Below are 18901 nucleotides of genomic sequence, written 5' to 3'. Positions count from 1 at the left end.
GAATCATCGAGCCACAACCACTCCACCCCATCCGGCACCACACACCCCGACACCGACAACCCCACCACCACACCCGAATCCACCAACATCTCCCGCACCCGCACCAACGGCAACACCGGATCCACCGGCAAAAACGCCCCACCCGCCTTCGCCACCGCCCACACCCCCACCACCAACTCCACCGAACGCCCCACCACCACCGCCACCACCGACTCCGGCCCCACACCCCGACCGATCAACACCCGCGCCCACCGCGACGACAACTCATCCAACTCCCCATACGACACCTCCACCCCACCACACGACACCGCCACCGCCCCCCGATCCACCCCCACCCCACCCGCCAAAATCTCCGGCAACACCCGAACACCCACACCCCGCCCACCCCGCACCAAAACCAACACCCCCCACTCCTCCGCACTCAACACCTCCACCCCCGCCAACAACCCATCCGGCGACTCCAGTGCGGCCGTGAGCATTCGGACGAAGCGCTGCAGATCGGCCGGACCGTGTGCTTCGACGGACCACGTCCCATCCCGGTCGTCCACGGCGAAAGATGCGCGCTCGCCCGTTGCGCCCCAACGTTTCACCACTGTGACGGCACAGTTCCCGATCCGCTCGACGCCGAGCGGTTCCCGCACTTCACCCGCCAGCGGGCACCAGTCCTGCCCGAATACGGCAGCATCGGTTGTGGAGAGGAAGCGCCGTCGACGGGATCTCCGCAGTTGCAGGCCCACCTGCCGCGTCACCGCATCGAACGTGAAATGGGGGGCGAGGGTCACCCTGACCGGCATCGTCGTCCCATGTTCCCGGAACCCGAGCAGTACGTCGTCGACGCCCGTAAGGCTCTGCCGGTACAGGGCGAGAGCCGCGAGTAGAACGGCTGCCGTACCGCCGCCGCTGCGGCGTGCGAGTCGCGCCGCTACACCGCCGACCGATACATTTTCGTAGCGTGAATCCTTCTGTTCGGGAACCTGATCGAACAGTTCTTCCGCTTCCGGGACCCCGGCGAGGAGTTCCTCCCAGTAGCGGCGGTCATCGAGCCACGCGGCGCTCTCCCGGTAGCGGGCATCGGAGGCGAGCAGTGCCGACGGGGACGTGAACGGCCAGTTCGCTCTCCGAGGCGGCGCGGTGCGGGCGGCCTCGTAGGTTTCGGCGGTGGCCCGGACGATCGCCGCCATGCCCGGTTCGTCGTTGACCAGGCGGTGGTAGCGCTGGAACCAGCCGAACCGTCCGTGCGGCAACCGGAAAAGGGTGTGGACGTACAGCGGGCCGGTGGTGACGTCCATGGTCCGGTCCAGTTCGCGGCCGATCCACGCCGCGACGAGGGTGTCGGCGTCGGCCGGGGTGCTCGCGTCGATCACCTCCGGTCCGGACACATGGCCGGTTCCGGTGCTCTGACGGAGTTCTAGACCGCTACCGCCGAAGGTGACGCGTAGACAACCACATTCGGACAGCGCCTGCCGCAGCGCGGTAGAAAATGCGTCCTCGACGAGCGGGCCGTCGAGTTCGAGATACAACGCGAAAGTGGGCTCGTCGTGTCCGGTCTCGAGCACTGCGAGTTGGTCGTACGTCAGGGGCAGTTCCACACTGCCAGTGAGCTCTTCATCGGTAGGCGGTCGTTCATCGGTAGTCATGGAAGCCCCGCCCGGTCTTACGCCCCAGGTGGCCGGCATCGACCAATGCGGTGAGCGACTCGGGCGGGCAGTAGTGGTCGTCGCCTGTCAGCGCGCGGAGGGTGGTCATCGTGTCGTGAACGTTGTCGAGGCCGATCAGGTCCGCGGTCCGCAGCGGCCCCATGGGATGGCCGAGGCAGCCCTCGAACAGTGCGTCGACGGTTTCCGGGTCGGCGATACCGGCGTCGACGGAGGCGGCCGCCTCCGCGATGCACAGCATGAGCACGCGATTCAACACGAAGCCGGGTCCGTCACCCACGACGATGCCGGTTTTGTTCAGGGAGGTGAGGAACTCCTGCGCGCGGTCCAGGGTGCGCTGGGACGTTCGCGGTCCGGCCACTACCTCTACGGTGTCTTTGAGCGGCGCCGGGTTCATGAAGTGCAGCCCGACAACCTGTTCCGGTCTCGAGGTGCACGCGGCGACGAGATCGACCGGAATCCCCGAGGTGCACGACGCGAGTACGGCATCGGCGGCGCAGCAGCGGTCCAGTCCGGCGAAGATCTTCTCTTTGAGGTCGATCCGTTCGGGAACACACTCGACGACGACGGTGGCGTCGTGCAGCTCGGACATCTGATCGGTCCATCGCACACGCGCCGCCACCTCGGCGGGTTTCGGGCCCGCGCTGCGGCCGAGGAGTATCGCGAGCCGCAGCGAGTCGCTCATGCGCTTGCGCGCGACTTCGACGGCGTGCGGATCCGACTCGACGACGATCACGTCGTGGCCGGAGCGCGCACAGCACTCGGCGACTCCGACGCCCATGGTGCCCGCGCCCACCACACCGATGCTCATCGCGCCGCCTCCGAGGAGAGACCGGTGTCGTCTTGATGCACGTACTCCATCGCCACCTCCTGGGCCGGCAGGTCGGGATGCGTCACCAGCCCCCTGATGAGCTGACGGAGGTCGGCGAGCATCGCGGTTGCCGTGCTTCGGTCGAACAGTTCCACCGCGTAGTCGAGTTCGAGGGTGAGATTCGGGCCCTGCCCGCGGGACCACGCCAACGCCAGTTCGGCGGACGATGCGTCGGCACGGTCGTTACTCGGGGCGCGTTCTCCGTCGCAGCGGACCGGAAAGTGTACTGCTGCGGAATCGCGCATGCTGCTCTCGGAGGACAGCTCCCGGCGGACCGTCGACACCAGTTCGAGGAACGACGGTTCACCCGACAGGTCCACACCGACGAGCCGCGGCGGACCCCCGGGGGCCGCGGCGGTGCCGACGACCACCTCGTCCTGAGCGGTGTACCACGCGAGCAGGGTGATCCACGCGGCGAGTAGCTCGGCGAAACCCGGGGCGTCGTCGAGCATCGCGGTCACCCGAGCGACCGAGTACCGAAGCGGTTCCGCGCCGTTCGATGTCGGCCGCGGCCGGTCGGCCGGTATCACCGGGGGTGCGATCGGCAAATCGCGCGACGCGAACTCGTCGGACGAGTCGGGAAGCAACGCTGAGATCGGCTGCACTGCCGCAGAATCGACGATGCCCGCCAGGATGGCAACGTATTCGCCGCACAGCGCGGCGGCGGTCTGCTCGGTGAAGAGTTCCGTGCTGAACTCGAGCCCGGCGGCCATGTCGTCTTCGCCGCCGCGCTCCGTGGTGACGAGGGTGAGGTCGAACTTCGCTGTACCGGAGGGCACCCCGCCGAAAGCGATGGCCGCGGGATCCTCCTGATCGAACAGCGTCTCGGTGAGCCCCTGTTGCGACTGCAACGCGGGCAGTTCCTGGTGGACATGGCAGACGTCGAAGAGCGGGGTACGGCTCGTGTCTCGGTCACCGGTGAGTGTCGTCACGACCCGGTCGAACGGAATCTCCTGATGTTCGAGGGCGCCCAGCACGACGTCGCGCACCCGGCCGAACAGTTCCGTCAGGCTCGGTTCGCCGGACAGGTCGGCGCGCAACGCCACAGTGCTGTTGAAGTACCCGATCATGCCGGCGAGTTCGGGCCGGTTGCGCCCCGTCGTCGGAGTCCCGACGACGATGTCCCGCTGGCGACTCCGACTTGCCATGAGTAGGAAGAACGCGGAGAGGAGTACCACGAACAATGACACCGACTCACGCCGGGCCACGGCTCGTAGGCGTGCTGTCTGTTCGGCCGAAATGGTGAAGGTGTGGAATGCGCCGGTGAAGTTCTTCCGTTCCGGTCGAGGAAAGTCGGTGGGAAGCCGCAGCAGCGGGACATCGGCGAGTACCTGCCGCCAGTAGTCGAGTTCCGGCACGAGTGCGGCGCTCGCAATCAGTTCTCGCTGCCACAGCGCGTAGTCCCAGTACTGGATGGACAGTGGCGGGAGATCCGCGGGGCGACCGGTCCGGCGTGCGGCGTACAGCGCGGGGAGTTCGCGTTCGAATATTCGCGGTGATCCACCGTCGTTGACGGAGTGGTGGGTGGTCACCTGCAGGACGTGTTCGTCCGGGCCGATCCGGACGAGGAGAGCACGCACCAACGGGTCGTTGGCCAGGTCGAACGGTGCGACCGCCGCTTCGTGCACGAGTGCCCGCGCCGCAGCCACAGGGTCCGGCTCGTTCGACACGTCGGCGGTCCGGAAGAAGTCGCCCAGCGATGGGCGAATACGCAGTTGCGGCTCTCCGTCGACGTTGACGTAGTTGGACAGCAGTACCTGGTGCCGTGCGGCGAGGTCGTCCCACATTCCGCGGACGGCCGATTCATCGATCGGTCCGTGCAGGTCGCTGACCATCGGCAGGTTGTAGATCGTCGTGGTGGCGTCGAGTTGGTGGTGGAACCACATGCGCACCTGGCCGAATGACATCACATGCCGGCCGCGCGGTGTGATCGGGGGCAGCCCTCCGGCTGCGGACGTGCCCGCCGCGAGCAGCTCCGCGAAATCTGCGACCTTCGGCCGCTCGTAGAGGTCGATCAACTTGGGTCTGACCCCGTACTGCTCGGCCACCTTGTCGACGAGTTGCATCGCGATCAGCGAGTTGCCGCCGAGTTCGAAGTAGTCGTCGTCTGCGGCAACCGCCGTCTCGCTGTGCAGAAGGCCGCGCAGTGTCGTCTGCAGCCAGTCGAGGCTGTCCACCGTGGCGAGGGGCGCCGGTTCCGGATTCGGTTCCGGCGCGACGACTTCGGGGGTTCGACCCCACTCCGGCCGGCCGGGGAGGTCGTACCAGCACCGGGAGCCCAGCATGGGGTGCCCGGGCAACCGCACCCGCCGAGCAGTCTCGTCAACCGGACCGACGGCAGCCCAGTCGAGGTCGACTCCGCGCTCGTACAATCCCGCCAGCAAATGGGTGATGGCCCCTGAGGTGTCCGGTACGCGCAGGATCTCTGCATCCGCTCGGTCACCGAGCGCGTCCGCGAGCAACCGTCCGAGCCGCCCGTCCGGGCTCGGCTCCACGAACACGACGGGTCCGTCGGCGAGCATTCCTTTCGCGACGGCGACGAAGCGTCCCATGTCGATCGCAGGGTCGGTGGCGGCCGCCGCGATCTCCGAGGCGGTGACCTCCGACAACGTGCCGAGCAGATACCTCGCCGCATAGCGCGACACACCACCACTGAGGACGGCCACCACGGATATCCCAGCGTTCCGCAATTCCCGGTGAACGGCGATCTGGCCGGCGAGAAGGTCCGCCTCGTCACCCGCGGCCGGCAGTTCCGGCGGAAGGGAACGGCCACGGAGTGCGGCGGGCATCGGGTCCGGTGACAGCAGCAGCGCCACGGACGGTGCCCGCCGGGTCGGCGCACTCTCGCTCCGACCCTCGAGGTCCGCAGGCTGCGCGGCGAGTGCCTTCGCAAGTTCGTCGACAGTGCGCGCCTGCACCGCCACCCGATACTCGTGATGCGGCCGCCCCTGATTGAGGGTGTAGACGATGTCGGCGAGCTGATACCCGCGCACCGCCGACGCCAGATCGTCACACAGAGTGGCCAGCGCCGCTGCGCTTTTCGCCGACACACCCACGAGCCGAACAGTGGCCTCGGCGCGCGGCACAGTGTCCTCGGCGCGCGGCACAGTGTCCTCGGCGCGCGGCGCGGTGTTTTCGGCGCGGGGCGCGGTGTCCTGCCGGGGTGGCTGCTCCACCACGCAGTGCGCGTTGATACCGCCCAGACTGAACGAGCTGACTCCGGCCCGTCGAGGACTGCCCTCCTCGCTCCAGGTCCTGGCCTCGGTGACCACCTCGATCCCGCTGCCGGCGAAATCTACTCCGCCGGTGGGCCTGTCGAAATGCAGCGACGGGTACAGCTCACCGTGCTCGACGGCAAGGATCGCCTTCACCAGGCCCGACACTCCCGCTGCGTGGTCGAGATGGCCGATGTTGGTCTTCACCGAACCGATCGGCAGAACACCCGACCTGCCCTCGAATGCAGTGGCGATTCCTTCCAGTTCCACGGCATCGCCCAGCGGTGTTCCCGAACCGTGCGCTTCGAGATACCCGGCATCGCTCGGTGCGAGCCCCGCGTTGCGCCAGGCCCGCTCGATCACGGCCACCTGCGCCCGAGCGCTCGGTGAACTGATGGTCGCGGACGAATGACCGCTCGACACCGTTGCGGTGCCGCGGATCACCGCGTGCACCGGTACACGGTCGGCACGCGCGCGCCCCATCGTGGTGAGGAGCAGCGCCGCACCACCCTCGCCGACGGCAGTACCGTCCGCGCTCGCATCGAATGCCCGGCATCGTCCGCCGGGCGACATCAGCTCGGCCGAGCCCTCGGCCAGATCGGCGCGAATGCCGTTCACCCGCAGACTGACACCGCCCGCGAGCACGAAATCGGCGTCTCCCGAGCGCAACTCCCGGCAGGCGTGGTGCACCGCGATCAGCGAACCGTTGCAACCCGAGTCGACGGCATAACAGGGACCGGTGAGCCCGAGTTGGTACGCGATGCGGGCGGGCACCGCGAACGGAACGTTGCCCAGGGTGCTCAGGACGCCCGGTTCCGCCCACATCGCCGGGTACGTGGACGTCGCGGCGCTGAAGATCACCGCTGTCGCACTGTCCCGGAAGTCGGTCACCGAATAGCCGGCCTCCTCGATCGCTCGATACGCCAGGACCAGCGCCAGACGTTGCTGCGGGTCGATCAGCGACGCCTCCCGCTTCGACAGCGTGAAGAACGAGTAGTCGAAAGTGGCGATGTCCTCGACGAACCCCATCGGCTGGTAGTCCGAGGGCGGACCCAGTCCGGTGGCCTCGGCCCGCGACCGGGACAGCGGACGCACCGAATCCCGGCCGGCCGCGAGGTTCGCGCGGAACTCCGCCAGGTCGTCGGCCTCGGGGTAGCGCGCGGCGATGCCCACCACGACGACGGCGTCGTCGTCGCCCGGTTGTCGCTGGGTCACGGTTGCCTCCCGGAGTTGGTCAGAAGTTCGGTCAGAATTCGTAGGTAGCGGGCGCGCGGACCTGTGTTACCTCGGCAGAGTGCGAGATCACCTCGGCCTGCGCGGCGACCGTGACGACGTCGAACAGCCGGCCCACCCGGAGGGCGCCCGGCCACCGGTCCTCGAACCGCCGCGCAAGTTCCACGACACGGACAGAATTGCCGCCGACGTCGAAGAACCCGTCCTCGCGCGAGAAATCTTCATGCCCCAGCACTGCCGCCCACTCCTCGGCGACGGCGCGCTGCACCTCGGTCCACCGTTGTCGTGACGCGCGGTCGGGTGCCTGCGCTTCCGGAATCAGTGCACGCAACGCATCCTCGTCGACCTCGCCGTCGGGGCTGCGCGGCACCGCACCGAGCGCGAAGAACTGCGCGGGCACGAGTCGGGATTCGAGGCGCTGGGCACCGAATGCGCGCAGATCCTCGGGCGTCGGCAGAACCGCCGCAGTTGCCGCCGGAACCCAGAACAGCGTGATTCCCGCCGCCGTCGTCAGCGCGACCGCCTCGCGGATTGCGGGGTGAGTCTTCATGATGTCCGGAATCGAGTGAAGCGGGGAGCCGTCGACGCCGACGAGGCGTCCTGACCGTGTCCACCGAGCGAGCCGGCCGGTGCGGACCATGCGGGATCCGGGGGCGCCGAACGGATTGGCGACGACAGTGGTGGCCGCCTCCCGCGGTGACAGGTCGTCCGCCGCGGACTCGGCCAGGTACACCGCGCCCGTCGCCCCCTCGGGTACCAGATGCAGGTAGGAATCGAGAACGAAAGTGCCTGCCGTCAAGCTGTGTTCGCGGAGATGCCGCCGGTCGGCGGGACCGAGGAGATCGATCTCGTCGACGGCGATACCCGGCTCCGCGACTGCGACCGAGAGGATTCTGGTGAACCGGTCGGCGAGGGTGTGGATGGTCTGCTCGTCGAACAGGTCGGTGGCGTAGGTGAAGGCAGCGGTCATCCCGGTCGGCGACCCGGACTCGTCGTGGCGTTCACGAAGGGTCAGTTGCAGGTCGAACAGGGACACCGTGACTTCGGGTTCGAGCACCTCGACATCGAGGTGTGGGAGCGGAAGCGCGGGGTACTGGGTGTTCCGGAATTCGAGCAGCACCTGGAACAGCGGCGAATGCGACTGCGAGCGCGGCGGATTCAATGCCTCCACCACTCTCTCGAACGGCACGTCGGCGTGGGTGTATGCAGCGAGGTCGGTGTCGCGGACCCGCCCCAGGAGATCGGCGAACGTTCCCGAGACCTCGGTCCGGAGGACGAGGGTGTTGACGAACATTCCGACGACGTCGTCGAGGTCCGCCTCTCCGCGTCCGGCGACGGGTGATCCGATCACGATGTCGCGGGTGCCCCCCGACCTGGACAGCAGTAGCGCGAACGCCGCGTGCACCACCATGAAAACGGTGCAGTGCCGCGACCGTGCGAGCGCTACGACATCCCTGTGCATGTCCTCGTCGATGGTGAACGTCCAACGGTCGCCGGCACCGGATCGATGCGGCGGCCGTTCCCGATCCGCGGGTAGCTCGGTTACCACCGGCGCATCGGCGAGGACGGCTCGCCAATAGTCCAGTTGCCGGGACATCAGGGAGTCGGCGTCGTCCTCCGAACCCAGAAGTTGGCGCTGCCACACGGTGTAGTCGGCGTACTGGACCGGCAGCGGGTCCCACCCCGGCGCGCGGCCCGCGGCTCGGGCGGTGTACGCCGTGAGAACATCCCGCGCCAGCGGGACCATCGAGAACCCGTCCGCGGCAATGTGGTGCACCACGACGACGAGCAGGTGGTCCCGTTCGCCGTATTCGAACAGTCGCGCCCGCATCGGGACTTCGGCGGCCACGTCGAACCCTGTCGACACCAACTCTGACAGGGGTGCCTCTCCCGTGGTCACCACCGTGAGCCCCGCGACGTCGTGAGCGTCGATGATCACCTGGGTGGGCCCCGCGACCCCGTGGGGATACCGCGTGCGCAGCGTCTCGTGCCGGATCACCACATCCGTGAGTGCGGCGGCGAGCGCGTCCACGTCGAGTGTTCCCGAGAGCCGCACCATCATCGCGATGTTGTAGGCGGGCGAGGAGGTGTCGATTTGGTTGAGTAACCACATCCGGTGTTGCGCCCACGACAGCGGGAGCGGGTCCGGCCGTTGCACCGCCGTCAATCTGGGCCGGTCGGCAGCGCCTCTGCCCTCGATCCGTCCAGCCAGGGCCCGCACTGTGGGGGCCTCGAACACGTCGCGCACCCCGATGCTCGCGCCCAGTGCGGCGTTGATCCGCGCGACGACCTGTGTCGCTGTCAGGGAGTTGCCACCCGACGCGAAGAAGTCGTCGTCGGCGCCTACGGCACCGCTTCGGAGCAATTCCGCGAAGATGCCGGCAATCATCGACTCGAACGGCGTGGTGGGTGCCCGGAAGACACGCGGGGCGAGCTCGGGATCCGGGAGTGCCCGCCTGTCGACCTTTCCGTTCGGGCCGAGCGGCATTCGATCCAGGACGGTCACCGTGGCCGGCACCATGAACGGCGCAAGGACGGATCCGGCGAAGAGCAGGACTTCAGTGCTGTCGAGATCCACATGCTCGTCCGCCGTGACGTAGCCGGCGAGCACCGCCTGCCCGGCCGGGGTGCGGCGAACCGTGACCACCGCCTGCGCGACCCCGGGGCAGCGGGTGAGCACCGCCTCGACTTCTCCCGGCTCCACCCGCTGTCCACGCAACTTCACCTGAAAATCATTGCGGCCCACATACTTCAGTAGACCGTCGGGTGTCCACCGCATGAGGTCGCCGGTACGGTACATCCGCGAGCCCGCGCGGTCGAACGGGTTGGCCACGAACGAGGCGGCGGTCGAACCGGGCTTCCGGTGATAACCGCGCGCCAACCCATCCCCCAGCATGTACAGCTCACCGACCACTCCGACGGGAACCGGGCGCAGCCACTCGTCGAGGAGGAGTTCGCGGATGCCGCGGATCGGACGCCCGATCCGCACGGGGTCGCCGGGCGCCATCGGGGCCCCGATGTTGGACACCACCGTCGTCTCCGTGGGCCCGTAGGCGACGAGCAGGGTGCGCCCGGATGCCCAGCGGTCGAGCAACTCCGGTGGACAGCGTTCCCCGCCGACGACAAGGGTGCGGAGGAGGTGCAGGCCGCGCGGATCGACCGTGGCGAGCACGGCGGGGGTCACGAAGGCATGCGTGATGCGCTCAGAGGCCAGCAGATCCGTCAGCGCGTCGCCGCCGTACACCTGGGAGGCCGCGATCACCAGTCGGGCGCCCGCACCGAAGGCCATGAGGTACTCCAGCATCGACGCGTCGAATCCGGGCGCCGCAAGATTGAGCACCCGGGACGCGGCGGTCGTGACATACCGGATGTGCTGCTCGACGGTGAGATTCTGCAGCCCGGTGTGGGTGATCACCACACCCTTGGGCGTTCCGGTCGACCCGGACGTGTACATCAGATAGGCGGGATGTTCCGGTCGCAGCGCGGTGACCCGGTCGCCGTCGGTGATGGGATGGGACCGCCACCGCCGCGACGGACCGGGGTAGTCGAGGTGTAGCCACTCCACACCGTCGGGCATCCGGTCGCGCTGTTCGGCGACCGTCAAACCGACGACCGCGCCGGAATCGGCGAGGATGTCGGCGATCCTCGCCTGCGGCAGACTCGGATCGACCGGTACGAAGGATGCCCCCGACTTCGCCACCGCCCACACCGACACCACCAACTCCACCGACCGGACGAGGCCGATCGCGACCTGGTCTTCCGGGCCGATTCCGCGATCGATCAGCACCCAGGCCAGCCGGTTCGACCAGTCGTCGAGTTCGCGATACGACATCACCGCGTTGCCGTAGGACAACGCGACGGCATGCGGATCGCGTTGCGCCGCAGCAGAGAGAATGTCCGGCAGCAACCGGGGCGCTTCGGCAGGGTGTCCGCCGACCGGAACCAGCGCCCCCCGCTCGTCGGGTGTGAGCACATCGATGCGCGCCAGGAGAACGTCGGGCGATGCCACGATCGCGTCGAGCAGACGCACGAACCGTTCGGCGAACGCGTGCACGGTCGCAGCGTCGAAGATATCCGTGGCGTAGGTGAAGCCACCACTCATTCCCGCCGGGGAGCCGTCCTCGGCGAACTGTTCGATCAACGTCAGTTGCAGGTCGAAGGTCGACACGGACACGCCGAGATCGATCTCTTCCACCGTGAGACCCGGTAGGGCCGGCGTCGGCCGTTCGACGTCCTGGAACTCGAACAACACCTGGAACAACGGCGCGTGTGACGTGGTGCGCGGTAGGTCGAGCGCCTCGACCACCCGCTCGAAGGGCACGTCGGCGTGCGCGAACGCCTCCAGATCACGGTCCCGGACGGTGTGGAGCAGGTCCGCGAAGGAGCCGGAGCCGGGAACCGGGGTCCGGAGCGCGAGAGTGTTGACGAACATCCCGACCAGGTCGTCGAGGACCGTTTCGCTGCGACCGGCGACCGGCGACCCGATCACCACGTCACTCGTGCCGGTCAGGTTCCCGAGTAGTACCGCGAACACCGCGTGCGACACCATGAACACCGTCACCTCGTGTTCTCGCGCGAGGTCCCGCAGCCGCTCGTGCGGGTGTGCGTCGACGGTGAACGACACGCCCGCCCCGGCGAGTGACCGCACTTCCGGACGAGGACGATCGAGCGGCAGGTCCGCCACGATCGGCGCATCGGCGAGCATGGAACGCCAGTATGCGAGTTGCCGGGACATCAGGGAGTCGGGGTCGTCCTCCGATCCGAGCAGCGCCCGTTGCCACCTGCTGTAGTCGCCGTAATGCACGGGCAGCGGTTCCCACCGCGGCGCGTGGCCGGCCACCCGAGCCGCGTAGGCCGCCGTCACATCCCGGGCGAGTGGGCCCAGGGACAGCGCGTCCGCCGCGATGTGGTGCACCACGAGAGCGAAGACGTGCTCGCTGGGCCCGACTTCGAACAGTTCCGCCCGCAAGGGCACCTGCGTCGTGAGATCGAAGCCTGCCGCCAAGGCCGACGAGATTCTTTGGCGCAGTTCGCTTTCTCCTGTCACCGCCACCGCGCGGAGTTCCCGCAGGGCGTCCCTCACCGGGAGCACCGACTGCACGGGGGTGTCTCCGGCCAGTGGGAACACGGTCCGGAGAATTTCGTGACGGTCCACCACATCGGTCACTGCAGCCTCCAGCGCGGCGGCGTCGAGAGGCCCGCGCAATCGGAAGGCCGCCGCAATGTTGTAGGCGGGCGACGTCGTGTCGAACTGGTCGAGAAACCACATCCGCGTTTGCGCGAGGGACACCGGCACCGGTGAGGAGCGATCCGTCGGGACCAGCGGTGGCCGCGTCGTCGTCGCGGCCTCACCCACACGAGTGGCCAGCAACCGGATCGTCGGGGCCTCGAAGAGGTCGCGCACGCCCACACCCGCACCGAGCTCGGTCTGGATTCGGGCCGCGGCCCTGGCGGCGATCAGCGAGTTGCCGCCCAGTCCGAAGAAGTCGTCGTCGACACCGACGGACGGCACGTTCAGCAACTCCGCGAAGACAGCCGCCAGCGCCTCCTCGACGGCAGAGCCCGGTGCGACGAAGTCGGCACGGGCCTGCGCTATCGGAGACGGGAGGGCCGCCCGGTCGACCTTGCCGTTGACGGTGAGCGGCAGTTGGGTGAGAACGGTCACCGACCCGGGAACCATGTACGAGGGAAGAGCGGATCCCGCTGCCTCGCGGACGGCCCCCGGGTCGATGAGCGCCCCTGGTCCGGGTACCACGTATGCGGCAAGGGTCGGGCCGGTCACCTCGTTCCGGAGCAGCGTCACCACCGCCTGCGCCACCCCGTCGCAGCGGCCCAGCACCGACTCCACCTCGCCGAGCTCCACACGGAATCCGCGGATCTCGACCTGCTGATCGTCACGCCCGAGGTACTCGAGATGTCCGTCCCGGCGCCACCGCACCACGTCACCGGTCCGGTACATGCGCGACCCGGACGTGTCCGCGACGAATCGGGATGCCGTGAGCCCGGCGCGGCCCAGATAGCCGCGCGCCACTTGCGGTCCCGAAACGTACAGTTCGCCGGCTACGCCCACCGGCACAGGATGGAGTCGTGGGTCGAGCACCGATACGCGGAAACCCGGAATGGCCCGCCCGATCACACTCGTCCATGCGGCGGCTGCGAACTCCGGGTCGAGGGCAAGGTGACTGACATGCACCGTCGTCTCGGTGATGCCGTACATGTTGACGAGTACGGGCGCGTTGTCGTCGTGCCGCGAGTACCAGCGCGCGAGCTGCCCGAGGTCGAGAGCTTCACCGCCGAGCACGACGTATCGCAGCGGGAGTGGTTCGGCGTCTTCGTTCGTGGCTTCCGCCTCGATCAGCTGGGCGAACGCTGTGGGCGTCTGGCTCAGCACCGTCACCCGTTCTCGGCGCAGCACTTCGAGGAACTGTGCCGGCGAACGGGTGGCGTCGAAGTCGGCGACCACGAGCGTCGCCCCGTGGAGCAGAGCGCCCCACAGCTCCCAGACGGAGAAGTCGAACGCCGGTGAGTGGAACATCGTCCAGACGTCGGTGTCGTCGAACCGAAACAGCTGCTCGGCGCTCGCGAAGAGGGCCACCACGTTTCCGTGCGTCACTGCCACGCCCTTCGGCCTCCCCGTCGATCCCGACGTGTAGACCACGTACGCCAGCGAATCCGGGTTGATCGGCGCCCGCTCGGCGTCCGTCACCGGCAGCGCTGAAACGGCGTCGAGCTCGCCTTCCTCCGAATCGAGCAGGAAGACAGGGATATTCGACGGCGCCAGTGCCGCTGCGGTGTCCTGGGTGGCGAGAAGACACACCGGTCGGGCGTCGTCGAGCACGAGCGCCGACCGCTCACCGGGGTGATCGACGTCGATCGGGAGATACGCCGCACCGGCCTTGACGACGGCGACCAGCGCGACCACCAGCGCGGCCGACCGCGGTGCCGCGACCGCGACCAGGGATTGCGGACCCGCCCCCCGCGACAGAAGCTGCCGCGCAAGACGATTGGACCGGGCGTCCAACCGGCCGTACGTGAGCCGTTCGCCGCCCGCCACGACCGCGGTGGCATCAGGTGTGCCTGCGGCCCGCACTGCGAACAGCTCGGTCAGCGTCCGACGTGGGGGCGACGTGGGGCGCGTCGACCACTCGAGGAGAAGCGTGTGCTCGGCCGGCGCGAGCAGATCGATGTCGCCGACCGGGACGGACGGGTCGTCGAGGGCGGCCTCCGCGACTCGGAGCAGCCGATGACCGAAGCCCGAGACTGTGCCGTCGTCGAAAAGATCTGCGGCATAGGTGAACCGAACCTGTTCGTGGTCCACGGTCACCACCAGGTCGAGATCGCCGAGGTCCCGGCCTCGGTCTCCGTAGTCGAGCAGCACTTGGAACAGTGGCGCATGCGCTCGGGACCGCGGCGGGTCGAGCGCGTCCACGATCTGCTCCCACGACACGCCGCGGTGAGCGGCCGCCTCTCGTGCCGCGTCCCGCACCCTCTCGACCACCTCCGTGAACGGTTCGCTGCCGCGCAGCCGGGTCCGCGACACCAGTACCTCCGCGTCCACCGCCGTTCCGACGACCACGTCCGCGGTCCGCGCTACCCGCGACAGCAGCAGTGCGAGCGCAGCGTGGACCACCGTGAACACGTCGGTGCGGTACTCGGCCGCGAACGTCGTCAGCCGATGCTGCAGAGCTGCGCCGATCGCCACCTCCACGGCGGCGCTGCGCCCGGACGTCCGGGGTGGCCGGGGCCGGTCGGCAGGCAGCTCGATCAGCGGCGGCGCATCCGCCAGCGTCCGCGTCCAGAAATCCAATCTGGCTGTGTCTTCGTGGACGGTGCTGATCGCGGCGTCCGCGTCCGCCCGGAGGAACTCGTCGAGCAGTTCCACGAACCGGCGGTGGTGGGCACCGACCTCCTCGGCGTCGTACCGGTTCGGGTTCGCCAGGAAGTGGACGAAGGTCTTCACCGGCGCACCGCTCTGGTATACGTCGACGAGCAGATCATCCACCGGCCCGGACGTGACGATGTGGTATCCGCCCACGAGGGAGCCGAGCCTCAGCTCCTGGTGGAAGAGCATCACGTTGACCATCGGCCCGGACAGCGTGTCGGCGGCGCCCGCCCCGGCGTCGCGGCGAATGTCCCCGAGCCCGAAACGCTGGTGTCGCAGGGCACCGAGCAAGTCGAGCCGGACTCGTTCGACCAGCTCGCCCACCGTGTCTTCGGGCCGGATCTCCACCGGCAGCGGCACGATACCGGCCACCATGCCGCCCGAACGTCGCAGAACCGCTGTCGTTCGCGCCGACACCGGGATAGTGACCAGCACGTTCCGGCGTCCTGTCATGCGTGCGAGGTAGCAGGCGAACCCGGCGATGATTTTCGCCGTGCCGTGCTGCCCGGTCTCGCGCAGCGCACGCTCGGCCGCCTCGGGCAGCGGTCCCGCGATGTCGGTGCTGTCGACCACCGCGGGTGCGGCCCTGCGAGCCAGGCTCGGTGCAGGACCGAGCCCGGCGATCCGCTCGGCCCAGAACTGGCGGTCCGCGGCGAAGCGGCTCGATGATCGGTACTGCTCGTCCACGTCGAGGAGGTACCGGGGATCGACAGCCTCATTCGGTGGCGGCTCCCGGTTCGCAGTCGCGGCACTGTATCGGACCGCGATCCGGTTGAGCATCGTCATTGCGCCGTAGCCGTCCAGCGCCACGTGATGAATCTTGCTGTACCACAGGTAGTGCTCGTCGCCGACCCGCAGAATCGAGGATTCGACGAGGCGGTCGTGGGTCAGGTCGATCGGCGTGGCGCAGTCCGCCCGCATCCACCGGCGAGCCGCGTCTTCCGGGTCGACCTCTCCGCGGAAGTCGACCAGCCCGATGGATCGGTCCGTCGAAGGGTCGACCAGCTGGAACGGGCGGCCCTCGACTTCGATCAGACGCAGGAACGGCGACCCGAACTCGTCGGCGGCGGCCACCGTGGCAGACATGAGAAGATCGACGTCCAGCGTTCCGTGCAACTCCACATACTGCGCGATGCACAACGGCACGTCCGGTGCGAGCTGCTGCGCCAGCCAGGCCTCGTACTGCGCGGCGGACAGTGGAAACGGTGAGGCTGGTGAAGCGGGGAAACGGGCGGGAGTGTCGGCGACACAAGCGGGTTCGCCGGCCGACCCCCTCGCTGCTCGTCGCTCCATCGCAATCGCATCCCAGCCAAGGCTCCCATCGCCTTCGCATCCGGGAGCAACCAACCACGGTGACGGACTACCTGCCCTCACCCTGACCACGCAACGAAATCCCCGAGAAGATCGAGACTGCCTCCAATCCAGCACACTGTCAACCGCCGCCACCGCCGTTCATCTCGGGCTTTCCAGCAATGTCCGCAGCGCCGCTTCGTCGACCTTGCTGCTCGCCGCGAGGGGAAGGGCGCCGAGCGCCACGAAATGGGCGGGCACCGCCTGCGCGACGAGACGCTCGGTGCAATGCGCGATCAGGTCGCGGGTGGTGGGCAGGATCGTCGCCGCCGGGGCAGGAACCCAGAAGGCGGTGAGGGCGGTGTCGCCGTACTCGTCCACGGTCGCGAGCACCACCGCCTGACGGATCGCCGGGTGACTCTCGAGCACCGACTCCACCGCGTGCCGCTCGACCCTCGCTCCCCGCACCTTCACCTGACCGTCGACCCGTCCGCAGAATTCGATGTCGCCGTGGACATCGACGCGTGCGAGGTCACCCGCGTGGTACATCCGGGAACCTGGATTTGTGGCGAACGGGTCGGCCACGAATCTGGCTGCGGTGCCCGCCGGGCGATGCGCGTATCCCGCCGCGATCTGGGGACCACCGAGGTAGAGATCCCCCACCGTTCCCGGCGGCACAGGAACGAGCTTCGCGTCGAGGATGTGCGCCGTCGTCGCACCCAGCGGCCTGCCGATCGGGGCGATCGACGCGGGCAGCTCACGCACCCGGTGCGCGATGCAGCTGACGGTGGTCTCGGTGGGCCCGTACTCGTTGCCCAGCGGCACGCCAGGCAGCACGGCGCGGTGCCGTTCGACGAGTGTCGTGGGAAGCGCCTCGCCGGCCAGGGTCACCCACTGCAGGTGCGAGCGCAGCGGAGCGAGGTGCGGCAGCAACAGGCGGTAGAACGACGGTGTCGCGGCCAGATGGGTGGCCCGCCACTTCCCTGCGAGCGCTGCGACGGCCTCGGCATTGCGCATACCGCCCGCGTCGGGGAGCACGCTGGTGCCGCCGGTGCAGAGCGCCCAGATGGTCTTCAGCAGGGCGCCGTCCCACGTCAGACGAAACGCGGAGAACGTGACCAGATCGGACTCGTCGTAGTCGTAGTTCCGCCCCGCGACCATGCTCGCCAGATTGGCACGGGTGACCACGACGGCTTTGGGAACACCGGTCGTTCCCGAGGTAGTGATCACATAGGCGGGTGCGCCTGCGGGGACGCGTTCGGGAAGGCCGATCGCACGTGACCGCGGCGGTAATTCCCCGTGCCGGTCGATCAATGCAGGCACGCCGGCACCGGCTTCACGGGCGAGGGCACCGACACCCTCCGTGGAGGTGGCCGGGTCCGAGGAGTCGAACACGATGGCCCCGCAGTCGACGTCCGACAGCAAGGCGCGAAGTTGCATCGCCGGGTGGCCAGGTTCTATGACGCACCAGGCGGCGCCCGCCCGCAGGGCGGCGATCATCGCCACCATCGTGTCGGTGCTCTGTTTCCGGTAGATCAGAACCACCCGGCCCGGCCGCACGCCGGTCGACACCAGCTCGGCGGCGAGTTCCGCACTCGCCGAATCGAGCTCGGCATAGGTCAGGGCTCGCTCCCCCACCGCTATCGCGATCCGCCCGGGAACCCGTGAGCATTGCTCGAGGATCCCCGCGATCACCTCGTCACCCGGACACCAAGCGCTCATGGCACCGCGCTCACGATGCGGACGTGATCGGTGTGCGGTCCACCGTGAGCAATGCCGTTGTGCCGCAACAGCAACCGATCGTGGTCCGTCGCGGCGACCTCGAACCCACCGAAACGCAGGGTCACAAGCATCACGCGGTTGACCTCGGTGGCCACGAATTCCGCACAGGGCTGCTGTCCGCGCGCCCGCGCCCGGTCGACGACATGCTGAATCAGGGCCGCGCCCACTCCGCGGGACATCACGCGGCACGACATCAACAGCAACTGGAGCACCGAGTCGTCTCCACGAAACTCCGACACCGCGAGTCCGATGGTTCCGTATTCACCGAAACGGTCCGCCAGGGCAGCCACGAGCACCTCGTGGCGATCCGAACGGCACAGTCGGCGGAGTTCGTCGATGCCGAAGGTGCGACCGGTGGTGTTGAGTTGATGTGAACGCACGGTCAGTTCGTGTGCCCGTGCCAGGTCCTCGTCCTCTGCCGTGTGCACGGTCATCACCAAACCCAGCGAGGCGAGGAACTCGGCGCTCGACCCCGCGAAAACCTCCTCACTGCTCTGCCGGATCCGCTCGGCGCGGTACAGCGCGCGGCGCCCCGCTGCCTCGGCCGTGATCGACTCCGGAGTCAGCTCGGGCAGATCGGGGAAGGAAGCGATACTCTCGGCCGGATAACACCGCACCGACGGCAACGCCCCGGCGACTTCGGCGCGCTCGACCGGATCGTTGTCGACGAAGGCCACCGTGTCGAGGCCGATATTCAGCGTGTCCGCTATCCGCCGGACTGCACCGGATTTCGGCCCCCAGCTGACGTCGACTGCGCAGAACAGTTCCTCGAGGCCATGGGCGCGCAGATGAGCGACAGCGGGTTCGAACTCTCCGCGGCTCGCGATGGCGTGCAGAATGCCGCGGCGGTCGAGCACGTCGATCGTGCGCAGCACTTCGGCCTTCGGCACCGGGACATCCTGCTCGAGCACCACCCCGTCCCAGATGGTGTCGTCGAGGTCCCAGACCACGCATTTGACGGCCTGCTCCATTG

6 protein-coding genes are annotated in these 18901 nt (G+C 68.4%); all 6 read right to left on the bottom strand.

What is annotated here, in order from left to right:
• A partial coding sequence (locus ACH49N_RS28655) for an AMP-binding protein (RefSeq protein ID WP_358270781.1) occupies positions 1–1637 on the bottom strand: 1637 nt, incomplete at its 3' end.
• Positions 1624–2466, bottom strand: coding sequence for a 3-hydroxyacyl-CoA dehydrogenase family protein (locus ACH49N_RS28650; RefSeq protein WP_358270782.1), 843 nt, complete (start codon positions 2464–2466; stop codon positions 1624–1626). The genes ACH49N_RS28655 and ACH49N_RS28650, both read right to left, overlap by 14 nt.
• Positions 2463–6956 (bottom strand): condensation domain-containing protein, encoded by a 4494-nt coding sequence (locus ACH49N_RS28645; RefSeq protein ID WP_358270784.1) that lies wholly within the window; start codon positions 6954–6956, stop codon positions 2463–2465. The genes ACH49N_RS28650 and ACH49N_RS28645 overlap by 4 nt, the downstream gene beginning before the upstream one ends.
• A 31-nt stretch (positions 6957–6987) precedes the next feature.
• Entirely contained in the window at positions 6988–16149 is a 9162-nt protein-coding gene (locus ACH49N_RS28640) for an amino acid adenylation domain-containing protein (protein ID WP_358270785.1), read from the bottom strand.
• A gap of 159 nt (positions 16150–16308) precedes the next feature.
• The gene (locus ACH49N_RS28635; RefSeq protein WP_358270787.1) at positions 16309–17868 is read right to left on the bottom strand and encodes an amino acid adenylation domain-containing protein; all 1560 of its coding nucleotides are present in this window, start codon (positions 17866–17868) and stop codon (positions 16309–16311) included.
• The gene (locus ACH49N_RS28630) at positions 17865–18899 is read right to left on the bottom strand and encodes an HAD-IIIC family phosphatase (RefSeq protein WP_358270789.1); all 1035 of its coding nucleotides are present in this window, start codon (positions 18897–18899) and stop codon (positions 17865–17867) included. Before ACH49N_RS28630 ends, ACH49N_RS28635 begins: the two co-directional genes overlap by 4 nt.
• Positions 18900–18901: the final 2 nt, after the last annotated feature.

The sequence above is a fragment of the Rhodococcus sp. NPDC019647 genome (assembly GCF_044389235.1).
GTDB classification, from domain to species: domain Bacteria; phylum Actinomycetota; class Actinomycetes; order Mycobacteriales; family Mycobacteriaceae; genus Rhodococcus_F; species Rhodococcus_F oxybenzonivorans.
The sequence above is the reverse complement of the archived record's forward strand: the minus strand, read 5'-3'. Positions and strand labels throughout refer to the sequence as shown.